We start from the raw sequence: 25,603 nt of genomic DNA on the forward strand, positions 1-25,603 counted from the left end.
AATAAGCGAAATTGGCTGTCCCGGTCAGTTGGTTTTTTTCAGCAGTTGCTCCACTTCCGAAGCCGGCAACGGTCGACTAAAGAAATAACCCTGAATTTCATCGCAGCCATTCCGCGCCAAAAAATCCATCTGTGCCTGTGTTTCAACCCCTTCGGCTACCACTTTAAGTTTAAAGTTGTGCGCCATCGCAATAATGGTCAACACTAATGTAACATCGCCCTCTCCCAGCGGAATATCGTTGATAAATGCCTTGTCTATTTTAAGATTATCGAAGGGAAATCGTTTTAAGTAGCTCAAACTCGAATAACCCGTACCAAAATCGTCCATGGAAATGCGAATGCCGATATTCTTTAGCCGGGTCAAAGTAATGGCCACATTATCCGGGTCTTGCATCACCGCGCCTTCGGTTATCTCCAAATCCAGAAAACTCGCGTCCAATCCACTTTGCCGTAAAACACGGGTAATAGTTTGATCAAACGTGGGACTATGCAACTGCTTGGGTGAAACATTGATCGCCATATTCATGGCGGGTAGTCCCGCCAACTGCCAAGCTTTAGCTTGCAAACAGGCCGTATGCAACACCCATTCGCCTATCGGCAGAATCAAGCCGGTATCTTCCGTCAATGGAATGAAGTGATCGGGGGGAATCAAGCCCTTTTCCGGATGGTTCCAGCGCAGCAAAGCCTCCATACCGCTAATTTGTTCACTATGCAAATCGAACTTGGGTTGATAATAGACGACAAATTGCTCCAATCGTAAAGCCTGGCGCAAGTCTTCCTCCAGCATCAAACGCTGCATAAGGCGTTGGTTAAACGCTTGAGTATAAAAACTAAAGCTATTCCTACCCTTATCCTTAGCGTCATACATGGCGGTATCCGCATGCTGAAGCAGGGTCTCTTTGTCCGCCCCGTCTGCAGGATAAAAACTGATTCCGATACTTACCCCCCCATGCAGGGTGTGCCCATTCAGCTGTAGAGGCTGCGAGATTTCGGTAATGATTCGCGCCGCGATCAAAGCAGCATCATCGGTTTTAGCGATGCTTGGACATACACAGACAAATTCATCGCCGCCATATCGCGCTACGCTATCGCAAGCTCGGACGCAATTCAGCAGTCGCCCGGCAATGATTTTTAGGAACTCATCCCCCACCGAATGTCCCATCGTGTCATTGATGACTTTAAAGTCATCGAGATCCATAAAAAACAGGCAGAATACTTTGTGCTCGCGTTGCGCGGTACTGATGGCGTTATTTAGACGATCATTAAGAAGATTACGATTGACCAGCCCGGTTAGATCATCATAGTTGGCTCGATATTCCAACTGTGCCTGGTTGGATTTGAATTCGGTAATATCGTCGACGATGGCGACAAAGTGCGTCACTTCATCATTGGCATTTTTGATTGGCGCGATAGCCAGTTCATTCCAGAACAACGAGCCATCCTTGCGATAATTACGGATAACGGCATAGCCGGTTGTCTTCCGGCGAATTGCAATTCGGAGACTCTCCAAGCCAGGCTGATCATGATCCTCGCCCAGCAGAAACGAAAGGTTTCGGCCAAGTACTTCCGCTTTGTCGTAACCGGTAATGCGTTGAAACGCCGGGTTGGCATAAACCAGGGGATTGCCGGCTTGTCTGGCATCGGTAATGGTGATGCCATTGCGTGCAGCTTCAATGGCTTGATTGTGGAGCAACAGGGTTTTATTGGCTTGCGCCAGCTCTGCTGTACGTTGTTCGACTTTTTCTTCCAGATGTTCGTTGATGGCTTTCAGTGCATCGTTCTGTTGCCGGATGATAGCCGATAAGCGTTCCTGTTCTTCACGCAAACGTTTTTCTTGCAGTGCGTTATGAATCAATAGTTTTAATTCTTCGCCATTCCAGGGTTTCGTGCAATAACTGTAAATCCGGCCTTTGTTGACTGCTTGGATAGTCGATTCTAAATCGGCATAGCCTGTCAACAAGATACGCACGGTATCGGGCCATCGCTCAAATGCTTGAGCGAAAAATTCGGCGCCGTTCATTGTCGGCATCCGCATATCGCAAACAATTAAGTCAACCGTATGCTCGCGCAAAACCGTCAAGCCCTCCGCACCGCCCTCCGCAAGATAAAGCGTGTAATTTTCATGCCGAAACAGTCGATGCAAGGCTTTGAGCACATTGGTGTCATCATCGACAAACAGTAAAGCCGCCCGCCGATCATTAGTCATTGGTGATGGCGGCAAATTCATAAGTCGACCGGCTGTTCTTTTTTTGGCAATACCACGCGAAAGGTGGTGCCTTCGCCGATCCGGCTGTCTACCTTAATTTCGCCCTGGTGCTTTTTAACGATGCTGTAGGAAACGGACAGTCCTAATCCCGTTCCTTTGCCCACCGGTTTGGTGGTAAAGAAAGGGTCGAAAATTTTATTGGCGTGCTCGGGCAAAATACCTTGCCCCGTATCGCTCACCTCAACCCAAAGGGTGCCGTTTTCGCTGCCGGTACGGATGGTGATCGTACCTTCCTTTTCAATGGCGTGGGCGGCGTTGACCAGCAAATTCATAAATACTTGATTCAACTGATGCGGCAAACACCAGGCACGCGGAATGTCCCCGTATACTTTGACGACACGGGCTTTGTATTTGATTTCGTTATTGACGATATTCAGTGTGCTATCCAAGCAGTCGTGCAAATTCGTCCATTGCCACTCGTCTGCACCGCCAGCATGCGAAAAATCCTTGAGATCCTGAACGATTTTTTTGACGCGCGACGCCCCCTCGTGAGACTCAACCAATAAATCGAGCACATCGGTTTTTAAAAAAACCAGATCGATTTGCTGCTTGAAATCCTGAATTTGCCGAAGTTGTTCGCCGTCGGCGCATTCCCCCTCAGTTTTTTCATATTTTTCCACCAACGCCAGCAAATCTTCCACGTAGGTTTTCAATGAAGTGAGATTGGAGTTGATATAGCCGATAGGATTGTTGATTTCATGCGCGACGCCCGCCGCCAATTGGCCGATGGAAGACATTTTTTCGGACTGTACCAATTGCTGCTGGACTTCTTGTATGGTGTCGAGGGCTGTCTGTAATTCCTGATTGCGCTGTTTCAGCAAGTCTTCGGCATTTTTATGCTGGGTAATATCCACAGTGATGCCGTCGATGCGTACCGGTGAGCCGGCATCATCGCAAACGGCGCACATGCGATGAAACAACCAACGAAGCCCGCCATCGGGGCGGTGAATACGATAGATGACTTTCTGGATACTGTTAGTCTTTAAATCGGCCAGACTGGCTTCCACCTGCTTTCTATCAATCGGGTCAATAATATTCAGCCATAACTGCGGATCATTTAAAAAATCCTCGACCGGCCGACCGGATACCTCAGTGGCGGCCTTGTTGAGATACAGCAATTTCATCGTGACCGGCTCCATCGACCAGACCACGCTATCCAGTGAATTTAAAATGTCGTTGAGGCGTTTTTCCGACTCATTCAAGCGTTTGTGAGCCTCTATTAATTGCTGGTTGGCATTGGCATAGCGTTGATTTGCGTTGGCAAGCTGCTGGATGCGCTTGCGTTGATCACCATGTAACCTAATGTTGTCGATCACGAGCGTGATCGGATTAACTAATTTTTGCCCGTGGTCTAAATCCGCTCCCGTGTAACTACACTCATCGTTAAAACTGTTGACCGATAATGCGCCAATCAAGCGCTGGCCTATCTGCAATGGCCAGCACATGGAGGCAACCGGTATGCGGGTTTTGGTTTTGGGTGGGTAGCGGAGAAAGCGCGAGTCTTTATTGATATCGCCCTTGATCAATAGCGCCTGCTGGTTGGCCAATACCCAAGCTATCACGCCGTTGCCATTGGGTATCGCGCTGCCGACACATTCCTCAGGCAAACCGAGCGCAGCGACTATGGTTAAACAGCTGCTGTCTTCGCCTTCATACAAGACTAATGAGCCGGTATCGGCTCTAAATCCCTCTACAATATGACGCAGTAATTTTTCGAATATCTTGTTTGTATCCTCTTCAAACGCATCGGATTGCCCTAATTGGTAGAGGTTATAAATCCAGTCCCATTGTTGCGATTCAGTTAATAACATAATGCTCCCGAATTTATAGACTGGCGACGACCTGATTGGCGAATTGTTGACTAGAATTAGCCCAGTCTATGGCTTGGTCAAGAGGAATGTTCAGCATCTCAAGTATCTGCACAATAGACTCCGGATACTCAAAAGCCTGGTCGTCGCGTTGTTTGGCAAGTACCAGAAAATTGGCCATATGGATCATCAATTCTAACGATTTCCCTTCATCTTGCCCGCGTGGGATTTCGTGCTGTTCGATAGCATGCTGAATCGCCATCGGTAAATTCCAATGCTTTGCGACATTGCAGCCGATCTCGGCATGATCAAACCCCAAAACGTGCCGTTCCGCTTCAATTCTATTGAGATGTTGCCGCGTAGTAATACGGCTAAAATCGTCTGGAAATAACAAAACAATGGCCAGCAGCCCGATGTCATGCAACAATCCCGCCGTAAAGGCAATATCCTGATCCATACCGGTATGAATCGCCAATTGTCGAGCACACTCCGCGACTGCCATGCTGTGATACCAAAACTGTGAGTAGTCGAAATCTTGGCGGTCCAACCGAAACAGGTTCATAAAACCAAGGCCTAACAACAGGTTTTTTACCCGGTTAAGTCCCAACACCACCACCGCTTCCTGCAAAGAACCAATTTCTCGAGACCTACCGTAAAAAGGCGAATTGGCGACGCGCAAAATGCGTACCGCCATGTGTGGGTCTTGACTAATTTTGTTGGCGAGATTGGACAAGTTTTGCTTGTCTGCCGTGAACTGCAAGGCATCCATGATTACGGTGGGTAAGGACGGCAAATCAGCCAGCAGGGTCGCTTGGGATTTCGTATTCATGTCGGCAAACTCCACCTCTGTACTTTTCTGAGACAGTCAAGGTTATGTCTTGACTGACGAAAGCGCCACTATAGTGCCTTTTGATTGACTAAGTTCACCCATTGGGCTTATCCACACGTAAAGGGTCTTACTATTGCCTAAATCTAAGCAGCTGCCGTTAAATTCTGCTGCCGTTTCAGAATCCTTGGTTTGCTGTAATACATGCAATAAGGGGGCGGGCAAAACACTCTCTGCTTGCAGGCCAAGCAAGCATTCGTTGGGATAACGCTGGAATAGCGAGTCCGCAAGTCGATTGGAAGAGGCGATCATGTGTCGTTCATCAAGGCCAAGAATAGCCAACGGCAAATGTTCAAGTATTTCCTGAGATATTTCCAGCATTTTGATGTTATGTACGATTTCACGGGTTTTTTGCATCACTTGTTGTTCCAAACTTTGATTAAGTCTGGCAAGTAAATCGTTTGAATGTTGGAGCTCTCGAGTCAGCCGTTGATTTTCCTGTTCCATTTCATGATATTCAAACGCTTCGCGAACGTTCTTACGCAGCAACTCGTCATCCCACGGCTTAGTCATAAATCGGTAAATCGCCCCTTCATTGATGGCGCCAGTCACCGATTCAAGATCGGTAAAGCCGGATAACACCACCCGTACGGTTTTTGGATAGAGCTCTTTAACTTTGCGCAAAAATTCCACACCGCTCATCTTAGGCATACGCTGATCGGATATGATCAGGGCTATTTTATGATCGACAAGTAAATCAAGCGCTTCTTCCGCACCATTGGCAGTGAGTATGCTGTAGCCATCTCTGCGCAACGTACGTTTCAGCGCATTAATAATGTTCGGTTCGTCGTCGACCAATAGCAACGTTCTAGGGGGGTGAGTACTTTCTGCCATAGCCGTATATTTACGTTTTGTTGAGCTTGTCATGGATTGTATCGGCAATACCCGTTTGGTCAAACGCTTCAAATGATCTGACATCTGAATTTATATACGGATGGCTACAGACATTTGCTTTTGACAAAGGTGCAGGCAGGTATAGGGGCGATGCCAAGCCATTGGGGCTTGCCATCATGATCAACCTACCAAGCAATTGATCAGTATTTAACCGTCAACTCACCATGGTGCGATCTGACAAAAGCGGGAACCCAAGGGCGTCAAAATCCCCAACACTCGCCACCCCAAAAACAAGAAACTGTTCGAGCAGCGCCTCATTCCCTCTCTAACGCGGCGCAAGAGTCACCATCCCATAAACAATTACTGCCGGACTGAGTGGAAAATCGCTACAATGCGCCCGAGTTCTGCAAGTTTAGGCTGATACAGTGAACATGGAAACCGTGGAAAACCCCGAAAAATACGCCGCCTTTCTCAGCTTGTTAAAAAGGAAAGGTAAGCTCTCCGACAGCGATTTGAGTAAAGTCCGCCGCATGCAAAAATCGGCATTGGACGACTCCGTGCCGCAACTGCTGATCAAACTGGGTTTGTGTTCGGACAGCGACATCGCCGGCAGCTTCGCCGAAGCCAGCGGGATTGCTCGCGTAGGTCCGGCACAGTACCCGCCGCAAACACCGCTGCCGGATAGTGTTTCGCAGCGTTTTTTAAAGCAATACCATGCCGTAGGTCTGACGGCGGACGACGAACAGATCCAAGTCGCGGTGATGGACCCGGAAGATGACTATGTGACGCAAGCTTTGCAACTTGCCATCGGCAAACCCATTAAATTGCAAATCGGCCAACTTTCGGAAATCGACGCCGCGCTGGAATTGCAATACGGCGAAGGCAAGTCGCAAATGGACAAGCTGATGGACAACCTCAATGTCGAGGAAGAAGGCAGCGAAGACCTTGAACATCTAAAAGACCTGGCCAGCGAAGCGCCCATCATCAAAATGGTGAACTTCATCCTGCAAAAAGCCGTGGAAAGCCGCGCCTCGGACGTGCATATCGAACCGTTCGAGCAAAGCCTGAAAGTGCGCCTACGGATCGACGGCGTGTTGCAAGACATCGACTCGCCGCCGGTCGCCTCGACCGCCGCCGTGCTGTCGCGGATCAAAATCATGGCCAAGCTCAATATCGCCGAGCGTCGCCTGCCGCAAGACGGCCGCATCAAACTGCAAATGATAGGCAAGGAGCTGGATTTGCGGGTTTCCACCATCCCTACCCTGCACGGCGAAAGCGTGGTGATCCGCTTGCTGGACAAGGAAAACGCGGTATTGGATTTCGAAACCCTGGGCTTCGTCGGCAAACAGGCCGAGCGCTTTATTGAAGTACTGGCGCAACCGCACGGCATTTTGTTGATCACCGGCCCGACCGGTAGCGGTAAATCCACGTCGTTGTATGCCGCTTTAAAAACCCTGAATACCTCGGAACGCAAGATCATCACCGTCGAAGATCCGGTGGAATATCAGTTGGAAGGCATCAACCAGATTCAGGCCAAACCACAAATTGGTTTGACTTTTGCATCGGCCTTGCGCTCCATCGTCCGCCAAGACCCGGACGTGATCATGATCGGCGAGATGCGCGACCTGGAAACCGCAAAAATTGCCGTGCAATCGGCACTGACCGGTCACTTGGTGTTATCCACCCTGCACACCAACGACGCCGCCGCCGGCGTCACCCGCTTGCAGGACATGGGCCTGGAAGAATACCTGCTCAGCTCTACCATCAACGGCATTCTGGCCCAGCGCTTGGTGCGCCGCCTCTGTCCGCACTGCAAACAAGCCCACCCGGCCTCGGACACGCTGATCGAAGAAATGAAACTTAGACAGTGGCAACCTACCGGCGAAATCCTGCTGCACAAACCGGTCGGCTGTCCCACCTGTAACGGCATCGGCTATAAAGGCCGACTGGCGATCATCGAATTTTTGACGATGACCGACACGATCCGCAAGCAAATCATGAAACACGAAGAAGCTTTCGTGATCCAGCAAACCGCGATCCAGGAAGGCATGCAAACCATGTACGAAGACGGCGTCGGCAAAGCCTTGCAGGGTATCACCACCTTAGAAGAGGTATTAAGGGTAACGACCGAAGCTTGAGCTGTTTAATCGGCGCCCGACAACAAACTTTCGTTGATCTAAACCTAGAAAGGCTTTGAATAACAAAGCCAACATACCGCATAACAAATAGCGTCAAGTGGAATATGACTAAAACCCACTTTTTAATCAACATCATGGATTCAAGATGTGCCAATCGCCAGCCGAGTCTGCAAATAATCCAACGATAGCCAAACGACGTTCGCGCAGCGTCGGCGCCGATGCCTCTTTCGCTTTCTCGGCGTTGCTGATCGGATTTTTTTCAACTGCCGAAGCTGCCGTTTGTACCTGGCAAGGTGGTGATGATATTTGGTCTACGCCCGCTAACTGGTCATGTGCCGCAAGCCCCGGAGCGGCCGATGATGCGGCTATCAATGTCGGCCAAAATGTGGCTCTTGATATTTCGCCCACTGTGGCAAATTTCAGTATGGCGCATGCCGGGGCGACTTTGAGCGGTGCCGGCACATTATCCTCAACCAACGACTTTGATATGCAAGCCGGCACGGTCAGTGCGATATTGGGCGGTAGCGTCGGATTGACCAAAACTACTGCCGGCACCGTGACACTCAGCGGGGCGAATACCTACACCGGCAACACCCAAGTAAATGCCGGCACGTTAGCCTTGGGCGCCGGCGATGTGCTTGCCAATGCCTCGAGTCTGGTCGTCAACGGCGGCACCTTTGATTTGGGTGCGAACAACGACACCGTCGCCGGCGTGCAATTACTGTCCGGTTCGATTACCGGCACCGGCACTTTGACGTCTACCAGCACGTTTGATGTGCAAGCCGGCACGGTCAGTGCCAATTTGGGCGGCAGCGTGGGCTTGAACAAAACCACCGCAGGTACCGTGACCCTGAGCGGCGCCAATACCTACACCGGCAACACCCAAGTCAGCGCCGGCACGTTGGCCTTGGGTGCCAGTGACGCGCTTGCCAACACCTCCAGCTTGATCGTCAACGGCGGCACTTTCGATTTGGGTGCGAACAACGACACCGTCGCCGGCGTGCAATTACTGTCCGGTTCGATTACCGGCACCGGCACGTTAACATCAACCAGCGACTTTGATATGCAAGCCGGCACGGTCAGCGCGGCGTTGGGCGGCAGTGTGGGCTTGAGTAAAACCACCGCCGGCACCGTGACCCTGAGCGGGACGAATACCTACACCGGCAACACCCAAGTCAATGCCGGCACGTTGGCCTTGGGCGCCGGCGATGTGCTTGCCAATGCCTCGAGTCTGATCGTCAACGGCGGCACCTTTGATCTGGGCGCAAACAGCGACACCGTCGCCGGCGTGCAATTGCTGTCCGGTTCGATTACCGGCTCCGGCACTCTGACGTCGAACAGCACGTTTGATGTGCAATCCGGCACGGTCAGCGCCAAGCTAGGTGGCACCAATATCGGTCTAAACAAAACCACCGCCGGCACCGTGACGCTGAGCGGCGCCAATACCTACACCGGCAACACCCAAGTCAGCGCCGGCACGTTGACCTTGGGCGCCAGCGATGTGCTTGCCAATACGTCCAGTCTGGTCGTCAACGGCGACACTTTCGATTTGGGCGCAAACAACGACACCGTCGCCGGCGTGCAATTAACGTCCGGCTCGATTACAGGCACCGGCACGTTAACGTCAACCAGTGACTTTGATATGCAAGCCGGTACGGTCAGTGCCGCACTAGGCGGCAGCGTCGGATTGACCAAAACTACTGCCGGCACCGTGACCCTGAGCGGGACCAATACTTACACCGGCAACACCCAAGTCAACGCCGGCACGTTGGCCTTGGGCGCCGGCGATGTGCTTGCCAATGCCTCGAGTCTGATCGTCAACGGCGGCACTTTCGATTTGGGCGCGAACAACGACACCGTCGCCGGCGTGCAATTACTGTCCGGTTCGATTACCGGCTCCGGCACTCTGACGTCGAACAGCACGTTTGATGTGCAAGCCGGCACGGTCAGCGCGGCGTTGGGCGGCAGTGCGGGCTTGAGTAAAATCACCGCAGGAACCGTGACGCTGAGCGGGACCAATACTTACACCGGCAACACCCAAGTCAGCGCCGGCACGTTGGCCTTGGGCGCCAGCGATGTGCTTGCAAATGCCTCGAGTCTGGTCGTCAATGGCGGCACTTTCGCTCTAGGCAACCATAACGACACAGTAGATGGGGTGCAATTAACGTCCGGTTCGATTACCGGCTCCGGCACTCTGACGTCGAACAGCACGTTTGATGTGCAATCCGGCACGGTCAGTGCCGCACTAGGCGGCAGCGTCGGATTGACCAAAACTACTGCCGGCAGCGTGACACTGAGCGGGACGAATACCTACACCGGCAACACCCAAGTAAATGCCGGCACGTTGGCCTTGGGCGCCGGCGATGTGCTTGCCAATACGTCCAGTCTGGTCGTCAACGGCGGCACCTTTGATCTAGGCGCAAACAGCGACACCGTCGCTGGGGTGCAATTACTGTCCGGTTCGATTACCGGCTCCGGCACTCTGACGTCGAACAGCACGTTTGATGTGCAATCCGGCACGGTCAGCGCGGTATTGGGCGGCAGCGTCGGATTGACCAAAACTACTGCCGGCACCGTGACCCTGAGCGGGACGAATACCTACACCGGCAACACCCTAGTCAGCGCCGGCACGTTGGCCTTGGGTGCCAGTGACGTGCTAGCCAACACCTCCAGCTTGATCGTCAACGGCGGCACATTCGCTCTAGGCAGCCATAACGACACAGTGGCAGGCGTACGACTGCTGTCGGGGTCTATCACCGGCGCCGGCACCTTGACTTCGAACAGTGCCTTTGATGTGCAATCAGGCACGGTCAGCGCCAATTTAGGCGGCAGCGTGGGCTTGAGCAAAACCACCGCCGGTAGCGTGACGCTAAGCGGCAGCAATACTTATACCGGCAACACCCAAGTCAGTGCCGGCGCGTTGACCTTGGGCGCCAGCGATGTGCTTGCCAATACGTCCAGTCTGGTCGTCAACGGCGGCACCTTTGCTCTGGGCAGCCATAACGACACAGTGGCAGGCGTACGACTGCTGTCGGGGTCTATCACCGGCGCCGGCACCTTGACCTCGAACAGTGCCTTTGATCTTCAATCCGGCACAGTCAGCGCCAATTTGGGTGGTGGCGCGGGTTTGAACAAAACCACTTCGGGTACGGTGACCTTGAGCGGCACTAACAGCTACACCGGTAACACGCTGGTAGATGCCGGCGTATTGAATTTTACCGGCAGCAATACCCACTCCGGCAATTTCACCGGCAACGGCACCTTGCAATTCGGCGCAGGCACGCAACAATTCAATGCCGGCACCAACCTTGGCACAGCCAATATCACTTTTAGCGGTGGGACCAATCTAGTCAACGCCGGCGTTGCCCTAACGGCCACCGATGCGGTGTTCAGCGGCGGAACAACCACTATCGCCGGCGATTATTCAGTAAGCAATTCCACGACGGTATCGGGCGGCACCGTCAATTTTTCGTCCGCGGCGACCAAGCAGCTCAATCTGGGTAGCACTTTTACCATAAACAACGGCACCGTCAATTTACAGCACAGCAGCACCGAGGTGAGTCGTTACGTGCAGACTGGCGGCATATTATCGGGCCCAGGCGAATTAAGAGTGCAATCCGCAGTGCTTTCCGGGGGCGAGATGCGCGGCCCAGGTAGCTTGATTATCAGCGGCTCGGGAGGCTCCGCCAGCGACTTATTGCTGAACGGCAATTTCATCCTCAACAATCAATCGACGGTCATTAATTCCGGCAATGTGCGCGTGACCAGTAATGCCTCGTTTATCGGCAACGGCACTTACCGGCAGACCGCGGGCACTACCCGGGTAGACGGGGTTTGGAGCCAGGCTTTGACCGACATACAAGCCGGCAGCTTCGGCGGCAACGGCAACATCAGCGGTCCGCTCATCAACAATGGCACGGTCGGCATCGCCGGTTCGCACCTGACTTTGAACGGGCCGGTATCCGGCAACGGTTCTTACGCCGGCATCGTGGACATAAACAACAGTTTCTCGCCGGGTCCTGGTGCCAATGGGCAAGGGATAGCGGCCATTGACGCCGCATCGGCTGATTTGATTTTCCGCCAAGCCAGCAGCTTGAATTTGGAATTGGGCGGGGTAAACGGACAGTTGGTAACCGATTCGATTACTGCGCGCAGCATCGATATTCAAGGCGCAAAGCTTAACTTACAACGCTTGGCCAGCCAACCTAACTTCTCGCCGCAACAGGCTTTTTCGCAGTCTGTGCTGTTGCAAACCACCAGCGGCAGCATCTCCGGAAATTTTAACCAAAGCATTACCTGTCCGGAAGGCTCCAGCGATATGTTTATATTTTCCAAGCAGGAAAAGCAGTTTTTGCTGACCATGGTGCCCAGACTGCCCAATCTGGTTCCCGCCGACGTGCAATCCTTGGCCAACGCCTTACAGCAAATAGACTGCAGTGCCTCAACCCCAACTAATCTGCAGAATCTATTGAACGGCTTGAAACCGTTTTTAGCAAACGGTAACGCCGATGCCAGCAAAGTAGACCAATTCATCAGCGCGTTGCGGCAAATCAGCCCTGGCCAAATCGCGGCGGAACAAACCGTATCGAACCAAATAGCCAAATTGCAGACCGGCAACATCACTCAGCGACTCATCACCCTGAGGTCCGCAAGCGTCGGCGCCGGTTCCGCTTCAAGTTTCAAGTCGTCCCCCACGTTCAACACACCGGTAAGCAGTTCAATGGCTATCGGCAGCGCTCCGGGCGTTCTCAGCGCACCCGGCTCAGCCAACAGTATCAGCTCACCGAATGCGTCAAGCAGCATAAACACGCCTAGTAGTGCACCCAGTGCGCCCACCAGTTCAGTCAGTTCAGCCAGTTCACCCAACACACCCAGTTCTAACGCTATCAGCATTCAGGCTTCAACGCCGGAAAAAGACGGTCAACCCTCATCCAATGCCCCCTCCTCGGTCAGTATTTCCTTAAGCACGGATAACAACAACGACGGCACCGATCTTATCTCCGGCTTCAGCAATTTGGGCTTATTCATTAACGGCCAATTCGAATGGGCTGATAGAACCGCAACGGTCGTTCAACGCGGCTATGCGTCCTCGATGTCCGCTGTCACTGCCGGTGCCGACTATCGCTTGAGCAAACGGCTACTCTTGGGTTTGTCTGCCGGCTACGGCAGCAGCACGGCCCTGATTTCCCAACAGGGCGGCAGCCAAAGCATAGACGGGTACACCTTATCAGCCTTCGGCTCGTTAAACCTGACCGATAACTGGTACGTTGATCTGGTCAACAACCTGACTTATAACCAATACGATTCCAAACGTGTCACACTTTATAACGACGCCAACGGCACAGCGATTAATGAAACGGCATCCAGCCAAACCGATGGCTGGCAAAATCGCACCAGCCTCAGTAGCGGTTACGACATAGCGGTAAAAGAATGGACATTCGGCCTTAGAGGCCGCACGGAATACGGTTACAACTTTGTCAACGGCCGCAAGGAACAAGGTGCCGGTTTAGGCATGAACATGATAGTCGGCGAGCTGGACAACGAGTCGTTGAGCAGCAGTATCGGCGCGATGGTCTCGCATGCGCTGAGCACGCCGGTGGGCGTGCTGGTTTCGCAAGTGAATGTCGAGTGGGAGCATCAGTGGTTCAACAAAAACTCCTTGATTACCACCCGCTTCGTCGATTCGCCTAACAATGCCTTTACCACCAACAGTTTTAGCGTCGATAAGGATTACATCAATTTGCGCGCCGGTTTATCCGCCCAACTGCCGTTTGGCGGCTCGGCATTCGTGCAATACGACACCACCTTCGGCCAGCAATACGTTTCCCGCCACGCCTTTAATGTCGGGATACGCATGGAGTTTTGAGATACGCCCGCAACTACTTTATAGTGGCGAGCATGTTTTGCCGGCGGCATTAAGCCTCGCCAGACCGAATCTGCGTGATGATTAACCCGGCCCTTAAATAGCCGGTCACCTTTATGCCGTTGGCTATCGAAGCGCATATCCGTCTGGGCTTAGATGAACTCAACTTGATCGGAATATCCGTTATCAATAGGGCCGGGCTAGTAACATGAAATGTGATAGACATATACACGCTACGCCAAGGTTATCGAGTATCCATGTTTTGGCATTGCAAAAACATTGCCGAGTACCAAAACGCAAACCCAGCTAAAAAGCAAACTAAACAAATACATGCCTTTATTCTCCTACAAAGCCGTCAACAGTCAGGGTGTCGCCGAAGAAGGTGTGCGTAATGCTGCAGACGAGCAGGCCTTGCTGCTGGAATTGCAAAACCAGGGCTTGATTCCCATCCGCATTGAGTTGGCGAAAGATAAGACCTTTCTGGGGTTCAAACTAAAGTCGGCTACCGTCAAACTGTCGCAAAAAGAAATCGGTATGCTGACCGGCGAATTGGCGACTTTGCTGGAATCGGGTTTGCCGCTGGATCGGTCGTTAACGATTCTGATGCAGTTGACCGAGGAAAATCCGAAACTGAATAAACTGGTCGGCGAAGTGCTGGAAAAGGTCAAAGCCGGCAAGGCACTAGCCGATGCGTTGGAAAGCCAGAGCGGGGTGTTTTCCAAGTTTTATCTGAACATGATCCGCGCCGGGGAAATGGGCGGCAATCTGGGCGGCGTGTTGCTGCGCTTGTCGGAATACATGGAACGTTCGCAGGAACTGAAAGACACGGTCAGCACCGCGTTGATTTACCCGGCCATTTTGTTGCTGATGTCGCTGGCCTCATTGTTCGTAATGCTGACCTTCGTAGTCCCGCAGTTTAAGGAAATGTTCGATAGCGCCGGCCAAGCCTTGCCGGTGCCAACCCAGATAGTGATTGGCCTGGCCGAGTTTCTGCAAAGTTATTGGTGGGTGCTGCTGATTGTTATTGTCGGCAGCGTGCAAACTATAAAATTGCAGTTGGCCGATCCGGCCGGCAAGAAAGCCTGGGACGGCCGACTACTGAAGTTTCCGTTGTTCGGCGACATCATCCTGACCATGGAAATAGCCAATTTCAGCCGTACCTTCGGCACTTTATTGGGCAACGGCGTGTCGATTTTGAAATCGCTGGGCATCGTCCGGGAAACCGTCGGCAATATAGTCTTGGCCGATCTGTTGGAGCATGCCGAAGCCCAGCTCAAGCAAGGCCGGACCATGTCGGACGCCTTGGCCCAGCAAAACCTGTTTCCCAAACTGGCGGTGCAAATGATTAAAATGGGCGAGGAAACCGGCAAGCTGGAGGAAATGCTGATGCGGGTAGCCACCATTTACGACAAGCAGCTAAAGACCACCATCCAGCGGATGCTGGCGCTGTTGGAACCGGCCTTGATCATTTCGCTGGGCTTGATGATAGGCGGCATCATCGTTTCCATCTTACTGGCTATTTTGAGCGTAAACGATCTGGCGGCTTAGGCGCATGGGCGAATGAATTCGCCGGTACCATCCATTTTTATAGAAGGAGTTTTGCAAATGAAACACATGTTACGCCGCCACGGCGGTTTTACCTTGCTGGAATTATTGGTGGTATTGGGCATTATCGCCATGCTGGCCGGGATTGTCGGCCCGCAGGTGATGAAACATATGGGCGCCTCCAAAACCAAGGCCGCCAGAGTACAAATCGAGGATCTGGCGGCGTCGCTGGACATGTACAAACTGGATGAAGGCCGCTACCCCACCAGCCAACAAGGCTTGGCCGCGTTAGTGGAAAGACCCGCCGATGCCAAGCGCTGGAACGGCCCTTACCTGCGTAAGGACAAAATCCCGCAAGATCCTTGGAATCAGGATTATCACTATGTCTTCCCCGGCCAGCACGGTAAGTTCGATTTATTCAGCTATGGTGCCGATGAAAAAGAAGGCGGCGAAGGTGAAGACCAGGACATCAACAGCTGGGAATAAATGACCACCCAGCCCGCCCGCCAACGCATGCAAGGCTTTACGCTGATCGAGCTGATCATCGTACTGCTGATCAGCGTGCTGGCTTTTGCGGTGGTCGGCAGCAATATCGGCTCCGGCAACCGCAGTACCAAGCTACAAGCCGTCGCCAGGGATATGGCGTCGGCTCTGCGTTACGCGCACGGCCAGGCACTGATGACGCAAAAGCCGGTCAGTGTCGCCATCGACCTGCAAGACAACAGTTACCGCATCAGTAACCACGACAAAACTTATCCGTTTGCCGAAGAGATTGACGTGTCCTTAGTGGTCGCGGAGGAAGAGTTTAGCGAGGGCGAGCAAGGCCATATTCGGTTCTTTGGCGACGGCTCGTCCACCGGAGGCAGAATCACGCTGGAATGGGGCAATCAATTGCGCCGCATCGACGTTAACTGGATTACCGGCCAGGTCAGTATTTCCGATGCAGCGGCATAAAGGCTTTTCCCTGCTGGAAATTCTGGTCGCCTTTTCCATCATGGCGATAGCGTTGACGATACTGCTGCGCATCTTCGGCACCGGTGTTAACAATGCGGTTATTTCCGAGGAATACACTATCGCGGTGCAAATTGCCGAATCGCTGATGGCCCGCACCGGGGTGGAGACAGAGCTGACAACCGGCGAAAGCCAGGGCACGGAAGGCGATAAATACGACTGGCAAATCACGGTCAATCCGGCGACGCCAGTGCAATCCCGAGCCAGTCTGAAAGATACGGATCCCGATCAGCAAAAGCCGGCGCCGGTGTTGATGTCGGTGCGGGTAGTGGTGGCGTGGGGTGAGGATGAACAACCGCGTGCCGTGGAATTGCATACCCTAAAACTACAACAACCAGGTCCGGGCTAGTGTCGCAGCGTTCATCGGTAAAAGGATTTACGCTGATCGAAATGCTGATAGCCATCAGCTTGCTGGGGATCATGGTGGTCTTGCTCTTCGCCAGTTTGCGGATAGCCGCGGAAAGCTGGAACAGCGGTGAAGCCAAAATCAGCGAAGTGAATAAAAAAGCCGTGGTTTACCAATTCTTCAAACGGCATTTGAGCAATACCAAACCCTTCCCTATCATCCAGGAAAACCAAGCACAAAACGCTCAACAACTGGCATCGCAAGAATTGCCGAAACTGGCTTTCGAAGGCTTGCCGCAAAGCATCAGCTTTGTCTCTGCGCTGCCGGCCGCGTCGGCACGCAAGGGCTTACAAGTGTTTCATGTCGGCCTGGACCCGCAGCAACCGTCGACCCTGAAAGTCGCATTAACCCCTTACCGGCAAACCGAATCGATACCGGCCGACGCCGAACCGGTCGTGCTATTGGAAAACTTACGGCATTTCAAAATCAGTTACTTTGGCGCATCGGCTGACAACGTTGACGGTAATGGTGCTTGGCTGGACGAATGGCAAGGACAAGTCACCGGCCAGTTACCCAAACTGGTAAAAGTCAGCATCGCGCTAAACGACGACAGTTTTTGGCCGGACATGATATTTGCATTAAAAATCAACGGCCAGCCGAACGCAGAAGCGTTGCTCGGCGAGCAAAACCAGCAGCCCGGCATCGCGAATGAATAGCATGCTTTGTGCACAGGCCGCCCATCGGCAACGCGGTCTGGCGCTGGTAATCGTCATTTGGATTTTGACGCTGCTGAGCCTGATGGCCGGCAGTTTTGCGTTAAGTATGCGCCGGGAAAGCAGCGTCGCCGGCGCGTTGAAAAACAATGCCCAAGCCCAAGCACTGGCGGAAACCGGTTTAAACATTGCCCAATTCATGCTGCAACAGGCCGATCCCGAGCGGCGTTGGCACGCGGATGGCAGTATCTATCGAATACCGGGCAACGATAGCGAAATTCGGATCCGAATTATCGCCGAATCCGGCAAAGTCGATATCAACGCCGCGGAGGAACCTTTATTAAAGGCCTTGATTAGTTCGGTAAGCGACGACAAAAAGCTACAGCAGAATTTGTTGGATGCTCTTCTGGATTGGCGAGACGCCGACGATGATCCGCGTCCGCAAGGCGCCGAGAAAAAACAATATCGGCAGGCCGGGCTGGCTTATCAGCCCAGCAATCAACCTTTTCAATCCCTAGAGGAGTTGCAATTAGTGCTGGGGTTCAACGCCGATATTTTCGAGCAGCTGCAACCGTGGATTACCATCTATTCCGGACAAGCAGAATTAAACTTGCGGCAAGCACCGTCGGAGTTACTGGAAATGGTTGGTGACAACCTGAAGGCACAGAATATTCATGATGTATACTTGGACAAACGCTTTTCTGAATCGGCTGCGGCAGACGATATCACGGCCGATCAGACCGATCCGGCATTGGCGGATGAAGAGCAAACGTATACTATTATGGTGCAAACCCTGCTGGAAGATCAGGCGACGGCCGCTATCGAAGCAGTGGTAAGAATCCAGAACCAAGACCCCAGCCAAGCGCCCTACCAAATCCTGGATTGGAAACAAGGTCAGCAAGTATTGGCCTTATTCGACTCGGCCAAGGAATCCCAGCTCATTACCGTTCAAGATGAATTTACAAACCAGCATTGATTTCGATCTGAAACGTTTCTTCCAGTGGTGGGGGCGAGAATTGGCGTTTTTGGTACCGAGTCGTCTCAGATCTTTGCTGACAGACCGTAGTGGCGCACTCGTAATCAGCGCCGCCGACGCGGATTTTCAAATCCATTTTTACCGCGAGGCCGAACAGCAAACCCCGATGACATGGCGCTTGGACAGCAACCTCGCGGATAGTTATCAAACCTTGAAGACCCAACATCCAGACTTTGAAAAAGCCGAGTGTATCTTGCGCCTGGACCCGACACAGGCGCTAAAAAAAATCGTCTATTTACCCGCTGCGGCCCAAGAGAATCTGCAGCAAGTTGTCGGATTTGAATTGGACCGTTACACGCCGTTCAAGGCCGAGCAAGTCTATTTTGCCGCCATTCCGCTAGGTAAAACCGAGCATGGTCAAATTGAAGTATTACTGGTATTTACGCCTAAAACCGCACTGGACGAGCAACTGGTCAAACTACAGGCTTTGGGGATACAGCCGGTGCGGGTGGATTTCTGCCATGCCAGCACCGTTTGCCCTGCCGATGCGCCCGCTTACAATTTACTCCCTGAACGCTACCGGCCGCGCGGCAACGCCTTAGCTCAAGCCATGCACTGGCTGCTGAACAGCTTACTGTTACTGTTGTTTCTGGCAGTTTTGATTTGGCCGGTGTGGCAGGAAGGTCAAGCCGTCGATGTCTTGAAAAATCACATCAAAACGCTGGAAAAAGAAACCCGCGTAATAGAAGAACAACAGCACGAAATCGATGCCTTACGCCAGCAAACCCAACGATTGATAGACATTAAAACCCAGTCTCCCGCTCTGGTCGCGGTATTGAACGAACTGAGCACCTTGTTAAAAGATGACAGCTGGTTGACGCATTTTCAATTTGCGGACAAACGTCTGCAAATCCAGGGTCAATCGCCGGGCGCGTCGTCTTTGATCGGTTTGTTGGAAAGTTCCGGATATTTCAGCAATGTCAGTTTCGTCTCGCCGTTGACCCAGGATAAAGCCACCGGGCGCGAGCGCTTCCAAATTAGTATGGATGTTAGCCCGCCACCCGCCGAGCCTGCTGAGGATACTGAGGCGACGACCACCAGCCAGCCTGCTCCAGCTGAATCCGAGGCAAATGGAGGGGCCGAGCAATGAATGAAGCGCGCTATCAGCGCTGGCTGGCACTGGCTTTACTTGGATTGGTGTTATTTACCGTGATATTTTTGGTACTGCTGCCTTTATTCAGCAGCTGGCTGGATTACCGCGAGCAAAAAAACGACCTATTGTTTCGTTTGCAACGCCAACAAGCCATTGTCGCCCGCCGCGACAGCGTTGCCCAAAACCTGGAATCATTGAATCAACAATACCAACAGCAAGGCTATCTGAGCGACAGCGACACCGAAGCCTTGGCCTCAGCTGAGCTACAAAACATCGTCAAAACCGCAGTAACAGAAGCCGGCGGCCAACTGACCAGCACGCAAGGTTTGCCGGGCAAGGCCGAAGAGGATTTTGTGCGCATCGCGGTAAAAGTGCGCATGAGCGGCAGCATTGAAGCATTGCGCGCGGTGCTGCACAGTCTGGATACCAATATGCCCTTGCTGCTGGTCGATCAATTGGACATTTCCCCGGTACGCGGCGCGCGTAACCGCAGCACCAACAAAATGGACCCCAGTTCTCAGTTGAATGTCAGTTTTGAAGTGATCAGCTTTATGCGAGCCAAAGCCTCATGAATCAGAAACTGATCAGATTGCAATTACTGGGTTGCGGCACGCTGAGCCTGTTGTTGGCAGCCGAATGGACGTATAGTCAATATACGTTAAAGCAATTGCAAACACTGCTTGAGCCGCGCCCGCAAACCGAATCCCCGGCCGAGCAACTGCCCAATATCGCCGATAATAGCGGCTCTGCGGAAATCTACAGCGATATTGTCGACAGACCTTTGTTTGTGGAAGGCCGAAAGCCTGTCGCGGAAACCAATCCGACCGACAATTTGCAAACTCAAGATTCCGGACAAATCGACGATTGGGAGTTAATCGGCGTTTACGATAAAAATAACAAGCCGACCGCCTTGTTTAGAAAGCGCAACGAAGCCAAAAAGTTTTTAAAAATAACCGAAGAACAAAGCATATCCGGCTGGCTGCTGAAGCAAATACACGCCGACAATGTGCTGCTTCAGCAAGGCAGCCAGGAAAAATCGGTCGTATTGAGAAAGCCGCGTGCGCAAGTCAAGCCTCCGGTACCGGGCAAGCCAGCCGTACCGCCCAGACCGCCGCAGCCCAACGCCGTTACCAAACCTATAGAATCAGTACCTAATGAAAATCCCGAGAACATCAATGACAACTAAAAAAATCAACATTCCTCCAATGTTGGCGTTGGCGCTGTCCATGACCGGCTGTGAATTTATCGGCCCGCAGTTGCATGAAAAACTGGCTATTGCCGATCACAAACCGGCTCAAGAAGATACTTTGTTGATTCCGGAACTGGCTAACGAGGCCAATAAAAACGCCGAAAATAGAATCACTAAAGTCGAAATGTACCCTAGCGGCGACGCAAGCATCGCCCCGCAAGCCGGCCACCAAGGCAGCGGCAAAACCAGTGGTAAGGGCGAATACAGTTTGAATTTCGATGACGCCGATCTGGGCGAAGTGGCGAAAGTAATACTCAGCGATATTCTGGGCCGGAACTACACTATCAGTCCGCAAGTGGTCGGCAAAGTGACTTTGCAAACCTCCAAACCCCTAAGCAAGGACGAGCTGATCCCGACCCTGGATATGCTGCTGAGCTTGAATAATGCCGCCCTGACCGAACAAGGCGGTATGTATCTGATTAAACCGTCCAATGAAGCCTTGTACAGCAGCTCAATCAGCTCGCTGTCCGGCGCCAAAATGCCCAATGGTTATCAGGTGCGGGTAATTCCGGTCAAAAATGTCGCGGCCTCGGAACTGGCGGAGATATTGAAACCGTTATTGCCGGAAAAATCGTTGCTGCATGTCGATCCGAACCGTAATCTGATATTGGTCGCCGGTTCCGGCGCGGAAATCTCCAGGGCGTTGGATGTGGTCAATACCTTTGATGTCGATATTTTAAAAGGCCGCTCCTTTGCTCTGTTTACACCGGCTAACGTCAGCGCCGGCAAAATCATTGAAGAGCTGGAGCAAATCTTCAACACCAAAAAATCCAAAGAAGACGAAGCCAGCTTTTTCCGGTTTATCGAAATAGAAAGGCTTAACGCGGTATTAGCCGTCACCCATCAAGCCGGTTATCTGAAGGACATTGAAAACTGGGTATATAGGCTGGATCGCATTAACACAGCGGCAGCCGGCGGCGTGAATGTCTACCGGGCGCAACATGTCAGCGCCACCGATTTGGCCGAAACTTTAAGCAATATTTTCGGTAGCGGCGGTTCCGGCAAATCCAGCAAGGCTTCTATCGCCTCCGGCCGCAAATCATTATCGGCCACCAATAAAAAGTCGGATAGTTCATCAAGTAGCAGCGCAGGCGGCGCCAACCGGCAGCAGGATTCGATGAGCGATAGAACGCTCAGCGACCGAACCAAAGATAAAAGCGGCAGCGGCGCACTCGGCGGTAGCTTAAGCGGCAGTTCGGGTGGCAGTAATAACAATGACATGCCCAACGTCAAAATCATCGCCGACGAAGGCAATAACGCGCTGATTATCGTCGCGACCGCCCAGGAATATGCTGTGATTGAGCGCGTGTTAAAACAGCTGGATGTGCTGCCTTTACAAGTGATGATCGATGCCACGATTGTGGAAGTTACGCTGAAAGACGATTTAAAGTATGGATTGCAATGGTATTTTAGCCACAATAACGGAGGAAATAACGATACAGCTGGAGGCTCTGCACAAGGCTTGAGTCTCACAAATGTTGCTAAAGATGCTATGAAGGCATTTGGCACAAGTGGTTTCTCCTACGCTTTTTCTAGCGGTTCGAAGGACATTCAAGCCGTACTAAATGCCAGTGCTGTCAATAATAACGTCAATGTCATCTCCTCGCCGTCCTTGATGGTACTGAACAACCAGGAAGCCACGATCAAAGTCGGCGATTCGGTGCCGATACGTTCCTCAGTTTCCAGCAATTTGAGCAGCAACAATTCCAATAACGGTATCGTGCAAACCAGTTCGATCCAGATGATCGATACCGGTGTCAATTTGTCGGTTAGGCCCAGGGTGAATGCCGGTGGATTGGTGCTGATGGACATATTACAAAGTGTTAATCAGGCTATCAAAACCACGACCAGCGACACCATCGACTCGCCCACCATTCAAAAAAGGGAAATCGAGAGCAGCGTTGCGGTACAAAGTGGCGAAACCATTGTTTTGGGCGGTTTGATCAAAGAAAACAACGATTATTTGCGTGACGGCGTGCCGCTGCTGCACGAGATACCCTTAATCGGGCCGCTTTTCGGCGGTACGACGCGGAACAAGGACAAAACCGAGCTGGTGGTGCTGCTTACCCCGCGCGTGATGAAAAGCCGCCAGGATGCTCGGGATATAACAGACGAGTTCAAACGTAAACTGTCCGGCATCTATTATCAAAAGCCTGTTGAAATCAATGTTGAAGTGGAAACGGTGCCATAGGCCCAAGTCTGTAGCCCGTATCTACCAAAAACCCGGACGATAAACATGAATCCAATCTCGCCGGACCGGCTGATTTCGTTTTGGTCGCTTGCCCAATTGGAAGCCAGCGTGGTGATTCTGATGAATATCGTCGGCGCTTTGTTTTTGGGCATGGTGGTGGGCTACGAACGCTCCTACCACGGCCGAGCAGCCGGCATGCGCACCTATGGACTGGTGTGCATGGCTTCCGCGGCGGTAACGGTTATCGTCGGTTACCCGCAGTTCTGGTTTGGCGGCTTATTGCCGCTCACCACTACCGCCGACCCCACTCGGGTTATTCAAGGCATCGTGACGGGTATCGGTTTCTTGGGTGCCGGCGTGATCATGAAGGAAGGTCTGAACATCAGCGGCTTGACGACCGCCGCATCGATTTGGGCCTCTTCGGCGATTGGTATTTTATGCGGCGCCGGGTTTTATTTTGCGGCCATTTTGTTGGCTTTAATTGCGTCGGCGACGATGATCTGGGGCGGGCGAATCGAAGCAGCCTTGCCTTCCCGTCATGCAGTGTCGGTGATTTTGCGTTTTCAAACCGGCTATCGACCTAATCAGACCGAGATTAACGATTTGGCAAATGCCTTGGGTTATCGATTGGCCGAAGGCTCGATTAGCGTTATCAGCAACAATAAACACGAAGAATGGCATCTGGTTTTTATTGCAACCGGTAATCATAAAATATCGATTCCTGCGATTGCGGAAAGCCTGGAACGCTGCGATTTTCTCAGCGGTTATCAAGTCGCCTTTGCCCGAAACTGAGCGTCAGGAAGCAGTGAATCGTTAAGACGCCCTGCTTCCTCACCGCTTTTCTCAGTTGAATTGCCGGGTTATTCCAATACGTTTTTCACACATTGTCTGGCGAACGTATTAATCGACAGCGTATCGCTTAAGTATTGGTTGAATAAACCGCTGATATCGACCGGGTTGAGATAGACATAAACGCCGCAGCCGGTTAGCGCGATAAATTGCTGACTCAGCGTTTCAACGAATAAAGTGCGTGTGTTGCTGAGTTGGGTGATTTCGTTGCTTGAGGTTTTCATGACATCCACCTAATTTGCTGGTTAAACCCAACAATCAAGCAGCATGATCCACGCCAAATCACTCATCGATTACGCTTCAATAGCCTGAACGCAAACCGGAATCCGTCCAAGTACCTCAAAATCCTGCTTTTTCTAAAATAAAAGAAAACCGACTGATTTTTTCTCTGGGTTGATGCTTTAAAGGGAACCGCTTTTCCCATGAGTTATGCATGGAAAACTGTGCACTGACCTGGCAATTTTGTCGCAAAAACTGCCAGAGTTGTCACAAAACCGGCATTTTCAATCCACTCTGTCACAGTCGTTTGGCAGGCATTATTTAAGCCGGCAGACAAGTTTCTACCAATCTCACCCAATAGGTCGCGCCCAGGGGCAAAATATCATCGTTAAAATCGTAACTGGTGTTATGCAGGGCACAAGGACCGGCGCCATGACCAATACTGCGATGATCACCGGAGCCGTTGCCGATGAAACAGTAGCTACCGGGTAACTTTTGCAGCATAAACGCAAAATCTTCGGCGCCCATCGTGGCTTTTTGCTCCAAAACATGCCGGTCGCCAACAATAGAGGCCATGACGCTACGCGACGTTTCGACTGCCTCACTGTGATTAACCGTCGGCGGATAGCTACGTTTAAATTCAAAATCACATGCCATTCCATGTGCCAGACAAATATGCCGGGCTACTTCCTGCATACGGGTTTCGATCAAATCCAGTAATTGGTTGGAGAATGTGCGTACCGTACCGGCTAGCTCGCAGGTATCGGCAATAATATTGGTCGCCTCACCGGCATGTAACATCGTGACTGAAATCAAACCGTTATCCAAGGGATGGGCGCTGCGGGTTAAGATGGTTTGAAACGCCATAATCATTTGCGCGGCCACCGGCACCGGATCCAATCCCAAGTGCGGCAATGCTGCATGGCAGCCTTTGCCCCGAATCACGATACGAAAAGTATTCAAAGATGCCATCACCGGTCCGGGACTCACCGCAAATTGCCCAGCCGGCAACTCCGGCCAATTGTGCATGCCGTAAACCGCTTGCATCGGAAACAGTTCAAACAGGCCGTCCTTGATCATCTCATCGGCGCCGCCACCGCCCTCTTCCGCCGGTTGGAATATTAGATAGACAGTCCCGTCAAAATAACGCTGGGTTGCCAGATATTGCGCCGCAGCCAACAACATCGCGGTATGGCCATCATGCCCGCAGCCGTGCATTTTGCCTGGGTACCGCGAGGCATGTGCAAAGCTGTTTTGTTCATGCATCGGCAAGGCGTCCATATCGGCACGCAAGCCGATTGCCTTGTCGGAACTCCCTGCTTTGATGATCCCGACTACACCGGTTTTACCCAAGCCGCGATGAATAGGAATCCCCCATTCGGTCAGTTTAGCCGCGACCAAATCCGCGGTACGCATCTCTTCGAAGCACAACTCCGGATGGGCGTGTATATCGCGGCGCAATTGGCGAATAACGGCAATATTGGCGACAATTTCCGGTATCAGTAAGGCTGACGACAATTCAGCATCGAGTTTATTCATGGCAAGGCGGTGTGCGGT

The 25,603-nt window shown here is 52.1% G+C and carries 19 protein-coding genes; 13 read left to right on the forward strand and 6 right to left on the reverse strand.

Annotation, left to right across the window (positions count from 1 at the left end):
- Positions 1–24: 24 nt before the first annotated feature.
- From ACH5Y9_RS12255 to ACH5Y9_RS12270, 4 genes are read right to left on the reverse strand one after another with little or no spacing between them, the layout of a single operon-like run.
- Positions 25–2,205: an EAL domain-containing response regulator gene (locus ACH5Y9_RS12255; protein ID WP_445369822.1), complete on the reverse strand. Its 2,181-nt coding sequence runs from the start codon at positions 2,203–2,205 to the stop codon at positions 25–27.
- Positions 2,206–2,222: 17 nt separating this feature from the next.
- Positions 2,223–4,076, reverse strand: a complete 1,854-nt coding sequence (locus ACH5Y9_RS12260; protein ID WP_445369823.1) for an ATP-binding protein — start codon at positions 4,074–4,076, stop codon at positions 2,223–2,225.
- A 13-nt stretch (positions 4,077–4,089) separates the two neighbouring features.
- Positions 4,090–4,902: an HDOD domain-containing protein gene (locus ACH5Y9_RS12265; protein WP_445369824.1), complete on the reverse strand. Its 813-nt coding sequence runs from the start codon at positions 4,900–4,902 to the stop codon at positions 4,090–4,092.
- Between the two features lie 42 nt (positions 4,903–4,944).
- A complete protein-coding gene (locus tag ACH5Y9_RS12270; protein ID WP_225893071.1) occupies positions 4,945–5,826 on the reverse strand; it encodes a response regulator in 882 nt (293 codons plus the stop codon).
- A gap of 398 nt (positions 5,827–6,224) precedes the next feature.
- Here ACH5Y9_RS12270 and gspE point away from each other — a divergent pair, with 398 nt between their 5' ends.
- The 13 genes from gspE (at position 6,225) to ACH5Y9_RS12335 (ending at position 23,770) form a co-directional block, all read left to right on the forward strand.
- Positions 6,225–7,931 (forward strand): type II secretion system ATPase GspE, encoded by a 1,707-nt coding sequence (gene gspE / locus ACH5Y9_RS12275; protein ID WP_445369889.1) that lies wholly within the window; start codon positions 6,225–6,227, stop codon positions 7,929–7,931.
- Between the two features lie 145 nt (positions 7,932–8,076).
- Positions 8,077–13,797 carry an autotransporter-associated beta strand repeat-containing protein gene (locus ACH5Y9_RS12280; protein ID WP_445369825.1) on the forward strand — a complete coding sequence of 1,907 codons (5,721 nt, stop codon included), beginning with the start codon at positions 8,077–8,079 and terminating at the stop codon, positions 13,795–13,797.
- A 327-nt stretch (positions 13,798–14,124) separates the two neighbouring features.
- Positions 14,125–15,342 (forward strand): type II secretion system F family protein, encoded by a 1,218-nt coding sequence (locus tag ACH5Y9_RS12285; protein WP_445369826.1) that lies wholly within the window; start codon positions 14,125–14,127, stop codon positions 15,340–15,342.
- Positions 15,343–15,399: 57 nt separating this feature from the next.
- On the forward strand, positions 15,400–15,825 hold the full coding sequence (gene gspG / locus ACH5Y9_RS12290; protein ID WP_033159576.1) for a type II secretion system major pseudopilin GspG: 426 nt from the start codon (positions 15,400–15,402) through the stop codon (positions 15,823–15,825).
- The gene (locus ACH5Y9_RS12295) at positions 15,826–16,293 is read left to right on the forward strand and encodes a GspH/FimT family pseudopilin (protein WP_445369827.1); all 468 of its coding nucleotides are present in this window, start codon (positions 15,826–15,828) and stop codon (positions 16,291–16,293) included.
- A complete protein-coding gene (locus ACH5Y9_RS12300; RefSeq protein WP_415878620.1) occupies positions 16,280–16,699 on the forward strand; it encodes a type IV pilus modification PilV family protein in 420 nt (139 codons plus the stop codon). The genes ACH5Y9_RS12295 and ACH5Y9_RS12300 overlap by 14 nt, the downstream gene beginning before the upstream one ends.
- Complete coding sequence (locus ACH5Y9_RS12305; protein WP_445369828.1) at positions 16,699–17,412, forward strand: prepilin-type N-terminal cleavage/methylation domain-containing protein; 714 nt, start codon at positions 16,699–16,701, stop codon at positions 17,410–17,412. The genes ACH5Y9_RS12300 and ACH5Y9_RS12305 overlap by 1 nt, the downstream gene beginning before the upstream one ends.
- Entirely contained in the window at positions 17,405–18,385 is a 981-nt protein-coding gene (locus ACH5Y9_RS12310) for a type II secretion system minor pseudopilin (protein WP_445369829.1), read from the forward strand. Before ACH5Y9_RS12305 ends, ACH5Y9_RS12310 begins: the two co-directional genes overlap by 8 nt.
- Positions 18,363–19,535 (forward strand): PilN domain-containing protein, encoded by a 1,173-nt coding sequence (locus ACH5Y9_RS12315; RefSeq protein WP_445369830.1) that lies wholly within the window; start codon positions 18,363–18,365, stop codon positions 19,533–19,535. The genes ACH5Y9_RS12310 and ACH5Y9_RS12315 overlap by 23 nt, the downstream gene beginning before the upstream one ends.
- Entirely contained in the window at positions 19,532–20,110 is a 579-nt protein-coding gene (gene gspM, locus ACH5Y9_RS12320) for a type II secretion system protein GspM (protein ID WP_033159567.1), read from the forward strand. The genes ACH5Y9_RS12315 and gspM overlap by 4 nt, the downstream gene beginning before the upstream one ends.
- Positions 20,107–20,724: a hypothetical protein gene (locus tag ACH5Y9_RS12325; protein ID WP_445369831.1), complete on the forward strand. Its 618-nt coding sequence runs from the start codon at positions 20,107–20,109 to the stop codon at positions 20,722–20,724. Before gspM ends, ACH5Y9_RS12325 begins: the two co-directional genes overlap by 4 nt.
- Positions 20,714–22,978, forward strand: a complete 2,265-nt coding sequence (gene gspD, locus ACH5Y9_RS12330; protein ID WP_445369832.1) for a type II secretion system secretin GspD — start codon at positions 20,714–20,716, stop codon at positions 22,976–22,978. Before ACH5Y9_RS12325 ends, gspD begins: the two co-directional genes overlap by 11 nt.
- Positions 22,979–23,023: 45 nt before the next feature.
- Positions 23,024–23,770: an MgtC/SapB family protein gene (locus tag ACH5Y9_RS12335; RefSeq protein WP_445369833.1), complete on the forward strand. Its 747-nt coding sequence runs from the start codon at positions 23,024–23,026 to the stop codon at positions 23,768–23,770.
- Between the two features lie 68 nt (positions 23,771–23,838).
- Here the strand turns inward: ACH5Y9_RS12335 and ACH5Y9_RS12340 are convergent, their stop codons facing one another.
- Positions 23,839–24,051 (reverse strand): hypothetical protein, encoded by a 213-nt coding sequence (locus ACH5Y9_RS12340; protein WP_033159564.1) that lies wholly within the window; start codon positions 24,049–24,051, stop codon positions 23,839–23,841.
- 316 nt (positions 24,052–24,367) lie between these two features.
- A complete protein-coding gene (locus tag ACH5Y9_RS12345; protein WP_445369834.1) occupies positions 24,368–25,585 on the reverse strand; it encodes a M20 aminoacylase family protein in 1,218 nt (405 codons plus the stop codon).
- Positions 25,586–25,603 lie beyond the last annotated feature (18 nt).

Source organism: Methylomonas sp. BW4-1, from assembly GCF_052474385.1.